The organism is Sphingomonas sp. FW306-05-A (assembly GCF_058782275.1).
This window is the reverse complement of sequence record NZ_JBYSXN010000005.1, coordinates 115,061-128,682: the sequence shown is the minus strand read 5'-3', so window position 1 is coordinate 128,682 and position 13,622 is coordinate 115,061. Positions and strand designations below refer to the sequence as shown.

Below are 13,622 nucleotides of genomic sequence, written 5' to 3'. Positions count from 1 at the left end.
CGCGAAATTGCACGCGTGCAATTTGCGAGAACCGGAGGGCCGCATGAGCGGGAAGAACAGTGGATTTGCAGCCGATCTAGCTGCCGGAATCGACCTCAGCAATGAGGCCGCGCCAAGACGTAGCGGGATCGCAAACAATGTCCTCACGGGGCGAAGCAACCGGATTGCGGAACTCGCTTCGGGTGCCGTGATCACCCGGACCCACGAACTGGTCGATCCAGCACGCTGTCGCATGTGGTCCGGGCATAATCGCGAATATGGGTTGCTGAACGAGCAACGCTGCGAAGATTTGATCGAGAGCATCAAGGCGCAGGGTCGGCAGGAGATGCCGGCCATCGTCCGCCGCGTTTCGGGCGATCCGGATTGCGAATTCGAGGTAATCTGCGGAGCGCGCCGCCACTGGACGATCAGCTGGCTCCGGTCGCACAACTATCCAGACTTCAAATTCCTCGTCGACATTCGGGAAATCGGCGATGAGGAAGCGTTCCGGCTGGCTGACATCGAAAACCGAGCCCGCGACGATCTTACCGACCTCGAGCGCGCGCGCGATTATCTCCGGGCGCTCGACGCCTATTATGGTGGGCGCCAAAAGACGATGGCGGAGAGGATCAACGTCAGTGAAAGCTGGCTAACTCGGTATCTTGATCTGGCGCGCCTGCCCGAGGGCTTAATGGCGGCATTCCCGGAACCGCAGTCGCTTACGATCCGAAACGTGATCGCTTTGAAGCCACTACTCAAGCCAGAGGAAAAGCGAGTTCGGGTCTTTCAGGAGGCTGCAATGCTAAGGAAGCGGCAGATAGACACCGGAACCCCGATGCCCGTCCTTGATATCATCCGGGCGTTGAGCGCAGCTGCGCCCCCCCCCAAAAAGTCAGGATCCCCCAAAAGGTCAGGATTGGTCCAGACCATCTCGTCCTCTAAGGGGAAGGCTGTTCTTCGGATCGAAAGCGCCGATCGCAAGGGTGTCCGCCTGACGCTGTTACATAAAAGTGGAGCTTCGCGGGAAGACGCTGAGAAGGCGATACGAGAGGTGCTCGACCAGCACTGGACGTAAGGGAGATACCAGGACTCGATGCGTTGAGCTTTGCGCGACGCGTCCTTCTGGGCGGTGAGGTTGAATCTAGGAGATTGGCTCTCCCGCAGGACCGATCACACCGAACTTCTCGAGGACGAGATCTAGAGCCGCCATCTCGCGATCGAAAGCCGTCAAGGTTGGTTCAAGCTCCGTCAGCTGTCGCGGTGCGGCGCGAGGTCGTCCGACCGGTCGGGTGACGTACCCGAACGCTATTGCGATATCCGGGGCCATATAGGCGCGCCAAGCCATTCGACCGCTGACCTCGGCGAGCAGTTCGAGGTCCGCGGCGCGTGCAAGCAGCTTTCCGGCCCCCGAAAGTGTCATGTTTAAACGCTGTGCAATTTGCCGCGGGCTCACCACCGGCGCGAACTGAACCAGAGCGGCGAGTTCCAGAAGCCTCCCAGGCCGGTGCGCGGCACGGATCGCTTCGGCTGTCCGCAGCCGGTGATCCTCAAGCGCCTGGAGTCGATCAAGAGCCTCGTCGGCGCGATCGGCAAGACCACGTAGGTTGCGTACGATGATGGCCTCGCCCTCGCGCGGAGCGAGGCGCATCGCCTTATCCCCGACTGTGAGACACGGGAGCGTTGCCCGAGTGATGGCCATCGAGCGGAGCAGGACGGGGAACGTCAGCCACGGAGCGATGGTACCGTCGGCTCGCGCATGATGCGCGGTGACCTCAAGAGTCCGAAGCAGTGCGGGGCGCCGGTTCCAGTCCTCGCCCACGGCGGTCGGCATAGTGGCAATGTCCCGCCAATAGTGCGGCTCGCGTTGCCGCAACCGCGCTTGCCATTCGTGCAACGCCCCGGGATCTTCCGTATGGGTCGGGATCAGCGGTCGACCGGGGAGTTTGATCGCACATTCCCGACCGAAAATGTCGATTTCGTCAATTTCGACAGACTGCCCCCTGAGCGCGGTGGCATACCCCGTCCAAGAAGCCCGAATGGCCCACGGTGCAGCGACTGGACTGACGCAAACGCGGGCATCTAGCCTGCCTATGGCCGCCGCGGCGCGCTCAAGAGCAGTCACGAGTTTGGAAGTCCAAACCGGCTTCGAAAGGTCAGGAATAGTGCGCGTCACAAAGCGAGTATATCCCCAATGGGGCACCTCAGTCTAGCATGGGCAGGCTACTGATGTATGGATATATGATAATTGCAGTTATTGCATAAGCGTAATTGACCTTCCTGCATAAGGTGCGGTAGATGCGTTGCGGAGGAGTAAGGCGCGCAATGAGCACCGAAACCGCGCCGGAAGGGCATGAGACCGCTATTGCGGCATCTGAGGCAAGCGTGCCGGCCATCAGACCGCCGGACGACCTCTCCTGGATCGTTGTACGGATGCGTGCGGGCGAGCGCATCGCCGTCAACGAGGCGCTTATCGCCGCTTATCAGGCGGCCTCGTCGCCCCACAGCATCCGGGCGGTCAAATCCGACATTGCGGCGTTTGATGCTTGGTGTCGGCACACTAACCGGATCGCGCTACCGGCGACGGCCGAGACTGTGGCCGACTATCTTGATGCCCGAGCAGGAAAGGGGAGCCGGCCGGCTTCGTTGTCCCGCTACAAGGCGTCGATCGCCAAAATCCATCAATTGCTTGATCTCAAGGATCCGACGCCCGCCCCGCTGGTCAAGCTGCGGCTACAGGCTGTACGTCGCAAGAAGGGGACGGCCCAGAAACAGGCGCGGCCGCTCCGGTTCAAAGGTCCAGTACGCGACGTCGAGCGCGACAAGGCGCGCGGGCTCAATATCCGGGCCTTGCTCGAAAGCTGCGGGGATGATCTGCCTGAACTACGCGATCGCGCGCTCCTGTCGACTGCGTATGACACAGGTTTGCGCGCATCTGAGCTGGTGGCAGTCGCCATCGACCATATTAAGGAAGCGATTGACCCCGAAGCGCGGCTGCTGCAAATCCTGCGACACAAGGGTGATCAGGATGGGGAGGGAGCCACCGCCTATCTTAGCCCGCGGACCGTTGCGGCGATAGCTGCCTGGACCGAGGCGGCCGAGATCACGACCGGGCCGCTTTTCCGACGGGTGCAAGTTCGTCGTTACAAGGCTCGCGCAGCGGTGCGTGGCCGCTCGATCCATAGCATCTCGGGGCGGGAGACGTGGGATCTGCGCAAGACACTTTCCAAACCTGCGGTGGAGGCGCGCGTGGCGTATGACGTTGGCATTGTAGCGTTGCATCCAGGCTCGATCGGACAGATCTTTCGATCGATTATCCAGCGCGCGTTTAACCGCAGTGCGCTGCCCGACCTGACTGAAGAGGATATCGCTCGACTGCTCAAAGGCATCAGCTCCCACTCGACGCGGATTGGGCTTAACCAGGACCTGTTTGCCAGTGGTGAGGACCTGGCGGGTATTATGGACGCTTTGCGATGGAAATCAGCGCGGATGCCGCTTGCGTACAATCGCAATCTTGCGGCAGAGCAAGGTGCCGCCGGTCGCCTTATGGCAAAGATCGCTTGATCCTTCAAGAATTGGACCGTTTACATTTCGATAACATTGGGTGGAGAGCGGAATGGCCGCTTTCGGCGGGGGAGCACCGCCAGCGGCGTCCGCTTTACGCCTTACAGCGGCGCAAATTGACCTGAACCAACGTCCGGTTTCGGGCTCCCCACGACCTGCATGAATGGCCGACTTTGGGTCATAGGCCAACCTGCCGGGGGTAATGTCGTGCGGGCATTTCAAAGCCGGCTTTTTATAACAATCGTAAAGCTATTCGGCCTGGATCGTGGAACGCAGTTAAGCATATCGACGTTTAACTTGAAGACAGTAGTTCCACTCCGGTGATCAGTCCCCCCTCTCTGGTCATCAGAGCATTTTTTGATCAGGTGATTGTTGTGCGCTCAAGCACTCTTGGCTCCGATCCGACCCAACGGCAACGACGATCCACGTTGTTTCAAAAGCTCGACCGAAATATACCGAACGACATGTTGGCTCTGCTCGATAAACTCGATTTGGCAAAGTTGAGAACCGGCAACCCTTCGGACTGATAAAAATGGCCCAAGCCCCGGCATACGATACCATCGCCGACGCGGGATGATATCGTGAGCTTGAAACGGGGGTGTCGGCTGCCCACAGGGCGATAAACATAACATCGTTTAGCGACGTTGATTGCCCGCGCTGCGGTAGGCGCGATGCTTGAACTGGCATCGTGAGCGACGACGATCTTCGGCATACGTGCGGTTGGCGGCGTAATGCGCCGGCCTCAGAGAGTTACAACTAAAGTCCCCCTTCGCGGCTTAACCCGAACCCGGCTGGGGCATCTGAAAAGGCCGCTGGTGTAATGACCGGTGGCCTTTCACTGTCTGCATTCCACCAGTTTAGATGGTACGGGCGACTGCTCTAGACGTCCAAAGACTGCCGTCCAACCGGATGAACGAATGTCCGAAAGTGGGAGGCGTAAAAGGGCCATGAATGTCCACTTGTGGGTCGTAACGCCAACGGGCCATTCGTTGAAAGAAGCCACCCGGCGGTCACTCTAAGCGTCGGAGCGGACAGCCCGTTGAAACGGGCGCCACTGCATATGCCCGAATAATGGCGTCACTATTAGATGTGGTACAGCGAGAGCCGCAATGCCCGCGAATAGGGGGCGGACGCCGGAAGGGTCAGAGTTTAACAAAAGAACGCCTATTATGGTAGCAAGCAGTATAGCGGCGACGAGTATCGGAGCAGTTGCTCGGAGGTAGACGCCCATCGTTGCACAACCGATCTGCGTACGACGTTCGAACGTTTGGGGTGCGGCATGCAGAACAAGAAAGCCCACCGAAAACCCCACGAGTGGCGGCAGAACGACAAGGGCCACCGTCCCGATCAGGAGGCGCAGGTCGTTGCGCTGACATGCCCGTACGACCAAATACGCTGCGGCTATCGCGCCGATCAGCGCCATTGCCGACACCATTGCGCACATCACGTTTGTCGAGGTGCCGCCAAGACGAAGAATATCGGTCAGGTTCGTGGCATGAAAAGTGGCGGGGGTGGCGACAAGGCTTGTTCCTCTCGCCACCCTCTCCAACGGCCGATCCGCTGGTGCATCTTCCACGCCGAAATGAACTGCCGACGCGATAAGAAAAGCCGGAAGTGCGACCGCTGGATCAATGACCCACCAACAGAGGCAAACTGCACCAACAAAGACGTATAAGGCGACGAACAAAGGGCGTTGCCGCGGCTCGACTATTGCCAAGTCGCTGGCGCCATGTGCCATGCCGATGAGACCTATCGCCACAACCGCAAAAGCTAATTGTACGGTCAACGCGCTAATGGAGGCGGCGGCTGCCGCCCCCAGAAGCAGGCTCCAGCCCCAGGCTGGAGCGCGGGCGATCATGACTGATGACCGCGTTCGGTGCTATGCTGCTCCAGCGCCTTGTCCAGGTTGCTTGCTGCATAGAAGGCGTAAACGACCTTGGCGACGACATCCATGATCAGAATCGCCCAGACTGATGTCGGATCCGTGATGATCTTCATCCCTTCGGGACCGATCAGGAAGACGATTGGATAGAGGAACCAGATAACCGTCAGGAAGGCGACGTTCTTGTTGTATGCCGTGCCCAAGGCCATGCCCCGGCTTTGCGCCAGCGTGCGTAGCGGCCCCCACAAGAGGTACAGAACGCCGAGAAAGGCGACGCATGACCACGCATACCAGACCCATTTTGCGAACGATGGGCCGGTTAGCGACGACATCAGTCCCGTAGCTATCATCAGCACGTCAAGGACGATGATGGCGGTGAGGTGACCGCCCACCTCGCCAGTTCTGCCATGCTCATGGAAGGCCAGAAGAACGAGGCTCGATAGCAGGATCGGCGTTGTCACCGACCAATCGAGGTATCTTGCGAGATAGGTCACCGAGCCGTCGAACTTGAACAGCGTACCGATGCCGAAAGCCATTGCCAGATATGCCGTAGCTGCGATGAACGGCACGCTGGCATGCAGCAGCGTATGGTGGCCGGACGGGTGACTTTTCTTCCCCGTCGCATAGATCGCCAGCGAACCCAGCGACATGATTGTGAACCCAAGTAGGAAGGCAGTCTGATCCATGCGGGATCCCCAGCACAAGGGGGCGACCCGATGCCGACCCAAATCGCATAACATGGATTGTATCGTTTTGTATCCACGCCGGAGCGGAGTTCATCGGTTTGTCACGAAGCACGGTCGATACGAGACGAACGGATAATTCGTCATTGATTTAAACCGGCGGACTACCCTGCGTGTCGCTGCGTAGGTAATTACTGGTACCGGGTGCCTTGATAATCATCGCATCGATCAGCCGTTGTCCGCAGCAGGCCCGGCGAGCTAGATTGCGCGGCTTTGGTATCACTGGAGCCTGGTTGATTGTGGAACGCACGGTCGCCTGGATCGCTAAGATGGACCGCCTATCGCTCACCCACAAACTGAAAGTTCCGCATGTTCAACGGACTTGGCCTGCCGGTTTTGCTCGCGATCTTTGCCGCCTGCGCGGGTGTAATTTGGGTCGCGGGCGTGAAGCTAGCTGATACGACGGACATTCTGTCCTCGCGCCTTCACCTGGGCAAGGCGCTCGGTGGTATCATCGTCCTCGCAATAGCCACCAACCTGCCCGAGGTGGCGATCACCGTCAGTGCGGCGCTGGCAGGCAATCTGGGGGTGGCGATCGGCAATATCCTGGGCGGCATCGCCATCCAGACGGTCGTGCTCGTGGCGATGGACATCGCCATGAAGGAGCAGGTCTCTCTGACCTACCGCGCCGCCAGCCTCACGCTGGTCGTGGAGGCGGTGCTGGTCGTGGTGGTCTTGATCGTGTCGATCATGGCGACGCAGTTGCCGGGCACGCTCATTGCGGCCCGCCTGACTCCCGGGGCGGTGTTGATCGGCGTCTTGTGGATCATCGGCGTGTGGCTTTCCAGCAAAGCCAGCAAGGGGCTGCCTTGGCACGATACGAGCGGCACGGCTCCCGACGGGCAAAAAGAACGCAAGGGCCACTCGCAGGCAAAGAAGGATGACGCTTCCGGACAGCGCGGCGAGAGTACGGTTCATGTCGCATTGGTCTTCGGCGCCGCGGCGCTTGCGACCCTGGCAGCCGGCGTACTCCTGGAACGAAGCGGCGATGCCATAGCCGATCACATCGGCCTCAGCGGGGTGCTCTTCGGGGCAACGGTGCTTGCGGCCGCCACGTCGCTGCCCGAGCTTTCGACCGGTATCACCTCGGTACGCATGAAGGACTATCAGCTGGCCATCAGCGACATCTTCGGTGGAAACGCCTTTCTGCCAGTGCTCTTCCTCCTAGCCGTCGTCGTCTCAGGCAAGGCAGTGCTGCCTGATGCTCAGGCAAGCGACATCTACCTTGCGGGCCTCGGAGTGCTGCTGACCTGCGTTTACGCCGCAGGCCTGATTTTCCGACCTAAGCGTCAAGTTTGGCGCATGGGCATCGATTCCTTCGCAGTGCTTACCCTTTATGCCCTCGGCATGGGTGGCCTGTTCGCAATATCTAACGGTCACGGCAGCTGAGCCGCTTACTCCAAAACGCGACTTTCTCGGGTGGAAGCCGGCCTTGGAAACTGGCCGTGTTGAACATGAACAGGCGTCCGATGTTGGGAACGGAGAAGGAGCGCATGACTGACCGATTTTGGGTCGATTCTGCCCGCGCTCAACCCCACGAAGCGTCGGGCGCTGTATCGGTAAGGCGCCCGCCGGCCGATGCCGGCGGGCGTGGCATCAGGCGTCTTCCGCCTGCAAGTTGACGGATGATTCCGCGAGCTTGGTCATATATTCGTCGCCGCCATAGATGTCCTTGGTGGCGTCCTTGAGCTTTTTGGTATCGGCCTTGAGGCCGAGCGCCTCTGCATAGGCCGCCGCGGTGCCGAAGCCGGCAATGCCGTAGTGCGTCATCCGCTGATATTGCGCGATGATAATGACGTCGAGCAACGGACCCTTGTCAGGTCCCTCTTCAAGCACATGTTTAGTCGCTTCGGCCACCAGGCCTTCCATGCCCTTGCAATGCTCTTTCGAGACCTTCTCATCGTTCGCGGCGATCAATTCCTTCAACACGTCGGTGTGCTTTTCGATGCCGGCCTGTGAGTTGGTCAGCATCTCTTTCAGCGCCGCGTCGCTGGCTTTCGTGGTGATCTTCTTCAGCACCTTCTTCATCTGATCATTGGCGGACCAGAGATCCTTCAGCTCGTCGGTGTAGATTTCCATGAGATCTTCCGGAGCAGCCATGGCGCGCGATCCTTTTTCGTACCTTGGACAAGATTGCCCTCTGGTCATCTGCAAACCGCTCAACTGTGCGCACCGTTCCCGAGCTGACCGAACAATGCCCAAGGGCACGCTCGAAAACCGCTGCTGCGTGAACACTCGGGCGCTCGATACCATCCTGCCCAATAGCGCGTGGTTGTTGGGATATCTTGTGATTGAGACCTTTGGTGATCAACGTGCTCACCGCATCCGCGCGGCAACGACCAGGACGCAAGCGTGGGTCAGCGGTCGAGACCGCGCCACATCGAAAGCTGAATGAACGTCGAAAGTTGGAGAGGCGAATAAGCGCTGGGAATAGCGGGGTTTGGGTCTTTCGACAAAAACTCTTGGCCTAACAGGGGAGCGCCGCCAAAACCCGATGGGTTGTTACCCGACCAATTCGTTGGCTATACGTTTAGCTCTCCCCTTCGGCATCAACCTATACCATCGTGAACATCTTGTGGTTAAACGATCACTTGTGACTCTTCAAAGGATCAGGCTATCACCTTCGGCGCCCGGCCAGACGTGGAGGCTTAAGGGAACGGAAGATTGGACTGTCCACCCAATCTAAGGCGGAAGTTTCCGCAGCTATGGGCCGTTAGGTTTATTCTGAAGCGCCGTTGGGTACGTGCGCCTTCCAGTGATCTGCCGGACGGGACCCTAGTGCCTCCCTTATGCATTGCCTTGCGCCGGTGCACTCGATCACGCGACACAGAGAAGCCGCCGGCCTGCAGACCGGCGGCTTCTTTCAATCCTTCGTATGCGAACCTTCTTAGGCGAAGCTAACCCTCGGGCTGACGCGGCGACGGCGTATTGTGCCACCTACCACGCCGAAGCCGCCGATCATCATCGCCCAGGTTGCGGGTTCAGGGACCGCCCCTGCGTTAAGGACGACGTTGTCCAAGGCAAACTCTGGAAACTCTGAGCTGCCAGTGATGGTTAATGACGAAAGATCTACGAAGTCATTAAAAGTGAAGGTAGCGAAGGCTCCGGCCGCATCGGCGCCAACGAGGATCGTGTTCGATACTACACTTCCCGCTTTCGTGCCCGTGAGAGTTAGAGTCAGGGGCCGGTCCAGGCCTATAAATGTTTGGGCTGCGTCTAAGGAGCTCAGCGAGAACCGGCCACCATTGGCTCTGGAAAACGATATGTTTGTTTCATTTAAGCCGTAATAAGATGTTGTTCCATTTGCGGCGCACCCTTGGTATCCACATAAGCCCACTTGTTTGGTAGGATCATTTATAAGAAACATGCCGAAGATACTTGTAGGAACAATTTCGACACGAAATCCATCTTCGACGAAAGCGGTCTTCTCATACCCAAAGCTGTCGAAGAACTGCGCTTCAAAATCAATCGTTGAAGCATGCGCAGTCGTGCTTGAAAGGGCGGCTGCAACGGCCAGCGACACGGATCGAATCATCAGCATTCCCTTCGCATATTAGAACGACATAGTGAGTCGCAGCTCTGACTTCCTGCCGGCGTTCTTGTGCGCCATGCTGGTTTAACTGTGCTGTCCTAAGCTGACGCTTACCCGGACTGTAAACCATGCGGCTAAGCTGCAGGACTCAGGCTTGCGATAATCCTTCACGCTGTCAATATAATAGTTAATTATATAAGACGGTTAGGCTTCGCCGGCGCACCTTGAGATTTCAGTAACGAGGAAAATGCTCTTGAGACCGGACCTTATCAATTCCGGGGTGTGTCAGGCACATTCTCCCGCCCGATACCCATCCCACCGGATGGCAGCGCCGGGCGCGATAAGCGCACAACAGTAAGCGACCATTCGGCGACATGCCGTGGGCGACAACACGCCCATAGCTGCAGTCCACTAATCAACAGAGCTCCGCGCCTACTGCCGGAAGTACCTGAAGGATAACGCCGATTCGAGGCCAAAGTGCCTGGATACCGCTTAAGAAGGCAACCTTTAACCGGGCGTTTGACGGATCTAACGGCGGCCCCGCATTCATGACCACGTAACGGCAGATCGTCGCCAATTCTAGTACCGATCGGACCTAACGGCGCTGCGGCAGCATCCCAATCGCTGCCTTGGGGTTGATGACATGCAGACGTCCGTCGGCGCTAGTGTCGGCCCCCGCGATGATCATTCGGACCACTTCGGGGGGCGTCAACGCAGGATCGAGCGCTAACATCTTCGCAGCAAGATTGACGACTGCGGGTGCAGCCATCGACGTACCCGTAAAACGTAGCCTTAAACCCCCGGGGACGACGGATTCCACCTGATAGCCGCTGGCGTGAACGCGAACGAGCTTGCCGAACGTCGTGAACGACGCTTCCTCGCCCGCCTGATCGACCGCGCCGACCGTTAGCACATTGGGCATATCGAACGACGAAGGTATGTCCTCGGTAAAGCCGTTGTCGTCGTTCGAATTGCCCGCCGCAGTTATAAACAGAACATCAGGCGCGCTCGCCATCGCGCGGCGAAGTCCGTCACGTTCTCGCTCGAACAATCGGCGCGCGATTGCCTTGCGATCGGCAGTATCCTTGCCGATCCCGTTGGTCTCCAGATTACTCTCAAAATCGCTGGGCGCTTCGCCCCAGCTCATATTCACGACGCGAATATGGCGGGTACGGAACCAGTCGACATAATGCTGATAGGCGGCGACTTGTCGAGCGATGACAGCGTCGGTGAATGCGATCGGTATATTGTGCCAGTCCCACGTCGCCCGCGCCGTAGCCAGCCGAATTGCGGGATTGCCGCTTGCCGCGATCCCGGCGACGTGGGTGCCGTGGGTATAATTGCCGTAAAAGTACGTGGACTCCATCAGTGCGGCGCGGGCGCTGGGGCTGAGCCTGGCAAGCTTGCGTCGCCACCCGTCGGCCTCCGGACTTTCGATCGACGCTTCCAGGTCTGACATGCCCTTGGCATCTTCCAGGCTGGCGGCATATCCGCGCTGCTGCGCGGGCGTGAGTGACTTTAGGTCGCCGTGGGTCGGCCTGAAATTGATATCATAGGCAATGCCGTGCGGATCGGATGATGTGCCGGGGGTCGGGTCGACAAAGGTCTGGGTTGGAAACTGCGACAAGTCGACGCCGACATCCCAGATCGCCACGGGCACGGGATTCAGGCCATCCGCCGCAGTCAGATTTACTTCGCGTGCCGGCCAGATATCGCGCTTGGGGACATCATGAGCGGTGATATAGGCGGTCAGGGCGGCCAGCTCCTGCGGGACCGTTGCGCTTTGGTACCGCACGAACAGCCGTGCCCCGATGACGTATGCGGCGCCCTCCCTGCTGAGCTGGTGGGTCTTAGCGACACCGGGTTCGATATAGGCCTGCAACAGGCCAAGCATATTGTCGTCGGACGCGATCAATGCGTCACCCCGCCGTTGCTTGACACCGTTGCCGACGACCGACCACGGTATTGTTTCAAGGCTTTTCGCCAGGTTTCTGCCGAATGCTTTGGCGTAAGCGACCCCCGTTATCTGCCCGGTCGAAAGCCGTGCCCGCGCGATTGCCATGCTGGAGAGCCCGGTAAGCAGCTTTTCGCTGGGCTTTTCACTCAATCCACGCAGGACGCCGATTGTCGCGAGTGCGTCGTCGTTTTTTCCCTCCAACAACTGCAGCGAAAGCCGCGTCGAGTAGAGCTCCCGCAAAGTCGCTATGTCACGGATTTCGTAGCGGGCGAGCACAGCGTCAATATCGGCTTTAACCTTGGCGGCAAAGGGGGCGAAGGTCGCGTCAGGGGCACGGACGAGATCTGTGGCGGTGCCGCTGATCGCATATGAAAATTGCGGAAGATTGTCCTTGATTTTGACTATTTGGCGTGGAGCAGATTGCGCAATGACCGGCGGGGGTTCGATTGCAAAAGTCGTCGCCGTCAGCGAAAGAATTAGAACGATCAGATTGTCCTGCATCATGGATGATTTTCACGATCGTACCGAAATAGCAACCTCGCTGTAGTCGCTGTCGATGGCTAGTTACCACCTCGTCGTAGATGAATGGACGACCGGTATCGTCTGGCGGCGGTCCAAAACGGCCGGGCCATTATCCGATATATCACGACATTCGAGACTGCTGATCCGATTGACAACACCGTAATGCCGCGAAGATGAATGAATGGCTGAAGTTGGCCAGTCGGGAAGCGGGCGTGAATGTCTGCTTGTGGGTCATTCCAGCCGCCGTGATAGGCGCGAAGAAGACAGGTAGCGTTACAGATTGCGCTCCGAAACTGGTACGGCTTGAACGCGAGTGGACCTAACTCGTGTTCGGCCAGTTCCCGTTTCGTCACCGTTCGGAGAGCAAATCCATGCGCCTGATCGCAATCGAAGAACATATCCTTCCGCAGGAGGTGCGCGACGCATGGAGCGCCGCACCGCTGCCGCATGATCCGGTGTCGGCCTTTGCGGACGGCGGCGACAATGGAGACCGCCTTGCCGATCTCGGCGAGGGCCGCCTCACGCTGATGGACGAGCAAGGCGTCGACATGCAGGTCCTGTCACTCACCACGCCCGGGCTCCATAATCTGGCTCCCGGCGTCGCCGTCGAATTGGCGTGCCGCGTAAATGACCGTATCGCCGAGACCTGCGCCCGTCATCCTGATCGCTTCCAAGGGTTCGCGGCGCTGCCGACGCCAGATCCTGAGGCCGCGCCGCGCGAACTCGAGCGTGCTGTTCGTGACCTTGGCCTGAAGGGAGCGCTGCTGTGCGGTCGGACGCGCGACCGGCACCTTGACCATTCCTCCTTCCGCCCGATGCTGGCTAAAGCGGCGGAACTGCGCGTGCCGCTCTTCATCCATCCGCAGACCCCGCCGCCTGCGGTGCGCGACGCCAATTATTCCGGGATCAACGAGCGCGCCGACCTCGCGCTCGCCGCCTTCGGCCTTGGCTGGCATTATGAGGCGGGACTGCAATGGGTCCGCATGGCTGCAGCTGGCGTGTTCGACGAACTGCCCGATCTGCAGATCATCCTCGGTCATTGGGGGGAGGTAGTGCTGTTCTATCTCGAGCGGATCTCGACCGTCTTCGAGCGGGCGCTCGACCTGCGTCGTCCGCTCGCGGACTATGCGCGCGGCAATTTGTATGTGACCGGCAGCGGCATGTGGAGCGAAACCTACCTGCAGCGCTGCCTTGAGATCGTCGGGCCTGAGCGGCTGCTGTTCTCAACCGACTTCCCCTATCAATACCGGGAAGGCGGGGCACCGCGCCGCTTCCTTGAGGGCTGCACGCTTGACGATGCCGCCCGTGAAGGGTTCGCGCATCGCAATTGGGACCGCCTGACTGGCGGTGGCACTTAGCGTCTCGTTGTCAAAACGTTTTTGGGGAGAGAATGACGGAAGGACATAACTCTATGACATCTACACAGCCCTGCCGCCTACATGAATG

At 59.1% G+C, this 13,622-nt stretch carries 10 protein-coding genes; 4 read left to right on the top strand and 6 right to left on the bottom strand.

Going from position 1 to position 13,622, the window contains the following annotated elements; genetic code table 11:
- The first annotated feature begins 43 nt into the window (after window positions 1-43).
- Window positions 44-1,054, top strand: coding sequence for a ParB/RepB/Spo0J family partition protein (locus AC3WJR_RS19340; RefSeq protein ID WP_492727162.1), 1,011 nt, complete (start codon window positions 44-46; stop codon window positions 1,052-1,054).
- Between the two features lie 66 nt (window positions 1,055-1,120).
- On the opposite strand, the gene AC3WJR_RS19335 is transcribed toward AC3WJR_RS19340, so the two are convergent.
- On the bottom strand, window positions 1,121-1,627 hold the full coding sequence (locus tag AC3WJR_RS19335; RefSeq protein ID WP_492727161.1) for a hypothetical protein: 507 nt from the start codon (window positions 1,625-1,627) through the stop codon (window positions 1,121-1,123).
- A 674-nt stretch (window positions 1,628-2,301) separates the two neighbouring features.
- On the opposite strand from AC3WJR_RS19335, the gene AC3WJR_RS19330 reads away from it, so the two are divergent.
- Complete coding sequence (locus tag AC3WJR_RS19330; RefSeq protein ID WP_492727159.1) at window positions 2,302-3,540, top strand: site-specific integrase; 1,239 nt, start codon at window positions 2,302-2,304, stop codon at window positions 3,538-3,540.
- A 1,015-nt stretch (window positions 3,541-4,555) separates the two neighbouring features.
- Here the strand turns inward: AC3WJR_RS19330 and AC3WJR_RS19325 are convergent.
- Window positions 4,556-5,398 (bottom strand): Brp/Blh family beta-carotene 15,15'-dioxygenase, encoded by an 843-nt coding sequence (locus AC3WJR_RS19325; protein WP_492727157.1) that lies wholly within the window; start codon window positions 5,396-5,398, stop codon window positions 4,556-4,558.
- Window positions 5,395-6,108: a bacteriorhodopsin gene (locus tag AC3WJR_RS19320; protein WP_492727155.1), complete on the bottom strand. Its 714-nt coding sequence runs from the start codon at window positions 6,106-6,108 to the stop codon at window positions 5,395-5,397. The genes AC3WJR_RS19325 and AC3WJR_RS19320 overlap by 4 nt, the downstream gene beginning before the upstream one ends.
- A gap of 366 nt (window positions 6,109-6,474) precedes the next feature.
- Between AC3WJR_RS19320 and AC3WJR_RS19315 the strand changes: the two genes are divergently transcribed.
- Window positions 6,475-7,554, top strand: coding sequence for a sodium:calcium antiporter (locus tag AC3WJR_RS19315; RefSeq protein WP_492727153.1), 1,080 nt, complete (start codon window positions 6,475-6,477; stop codon window positions 7,552-7,554).
- 207 nt (window positions 7,555-7,761) lie between these two features.
- Here AC3WJR_RS19315 and AC3WJR_RS19310 read toward each other — a convergent pair whose 3' ends face one another.
- The 3 genes from AC3WJR_RS19310 to AC3WJR_RS19300 all read right to left on the bottom strand — a co-directional run bounded on the left by AC3WJR_RS19310 (window position 7,762) and on the right by AC3WJR_RS19300 (window position 12,158).
- Window positions 7,762-8,265, bottom strand: coding sequence for a ferritin-like domain-containing protein (locus tag AC3WJR_RS19310; RefSeq protein ID WP_492727151.1), 504 nt, complete (start codon window positions 8,263-8,265; stop codon window positions 7,762-7,764).
- 787 nt (window positions 8,266-9,052) lie between these two features.
- The gene (locus tag AC3WJR_RS19305; RefSeq protein WP_492727149.1) at window positions 9,053-9,700 is read right to left on the bottom strand and encodes an NF038120 family PEP-CTERM protein; all 648 of its coding nucleotides are present in this window, start codon (window positions 9,698-9,700) and stop codon (window positions 9,053-9,055) included.
- 592 nt (window positions 9,701-10,292) lie between these two features.
- Complete coding sequence (locus AC3WJR_RS19300; protein WP_492727147.1) at window positions 10,293-12,158, bottom strand: S8 family serine peptidase; 1,866 nt, start codon at window positions 12,156-12,158, stop codon at window positions 10,293-10,295.
- A gap of 344 nt (window positions 12,159-12,502) precedes the next feature.
- Here AC3WJR_RS19300 and AC3WJR_RS19295 point away from each other — a divergent pair, with 344 nt between their 5' ends.
- Window positions 12,503-13,534, top strand: a complete 1,032-nt coding sequence (locus AC3WJR_RS19295) for an amidohydrolase family protein (protein WP_492727145.1) — start codon at window positions 12,503-12,505, stop codon at window positions 13,532-13,534.
- The last annotated feature ends 88 nt before the right edge of the window (window positions 13,535-13,622 follow it).

Excerpts from the sequence above, each read along its gene's own strand:
- AC3WJR_RS19340 (WP_492727162.1), top strand. The coding sequence starts at position 44 with ATGAGCGGGAAGAACAGTGGATTTGCAGCCGATCTAGCTGCCGGAATC.
- AC3WJR_RS19330 (WP_492727159.1), top strand. The coding sequence starts at position 2,302 with ATGAGCACCGAAACCGCGCCGGAAGGGCATGAGACCGCTATTGCGGCA.
- AC3WJR_RS19315 (WP_492727153.1), top strand. The coding sequence starts at position 6,475 with ATGTTCAACGGACTTGGCCTGCCGGTTTTGCTCGCGATCTTTGCCGCC.
- AC3WJR_RS19325 (WP_492727157.1), bottom strand. The coding sequence starts at position 5,398 with ATGATCGCCCGCGCTCCAGCCTGGGGCTGGAGCCTGCTTCTGGGGGCG.
- AC3WJR_RS19305 (WP_492727149.1), bottom strand. The coding sequence starts at position 9,700 with ATGATTCGATCCGTGTCGCTGGCCGTTGCAGCCGCCCTTTCAAGCACG.
- AC3WJR_RS19310 (WP_492727151.1), bottom strand. The coding sequence starts at position 8,265 with ATGGCTGCTCCGGAAGATCTCATGGAAATCTACACCGACGAGCTGAAG.
- AC3WJR_RS19320 (WP_492727155.1), bottom strand. The coding sequence starts at position 6,108 with ATGGATCAGACTGCCTTCCTACTTGGGTTCACAATCATGTCGCTGGGT.
- AC3WJR_RS19335 (WP_492727161.1), bottom strand. The coding sequence starts at position 1,627 with ATGCGCCTCGCTCCGCGCGAGGGCGAGGCCATCATCGTACGCAACCTA.
- AC3WJR_RS19300 (WP_492727147.1), bottom strand. The coding sequence starts at position 12,158 with ATGATGCAGGACAATCTGATCGTTCTAATTCTTTCGCTGACGGCGACG.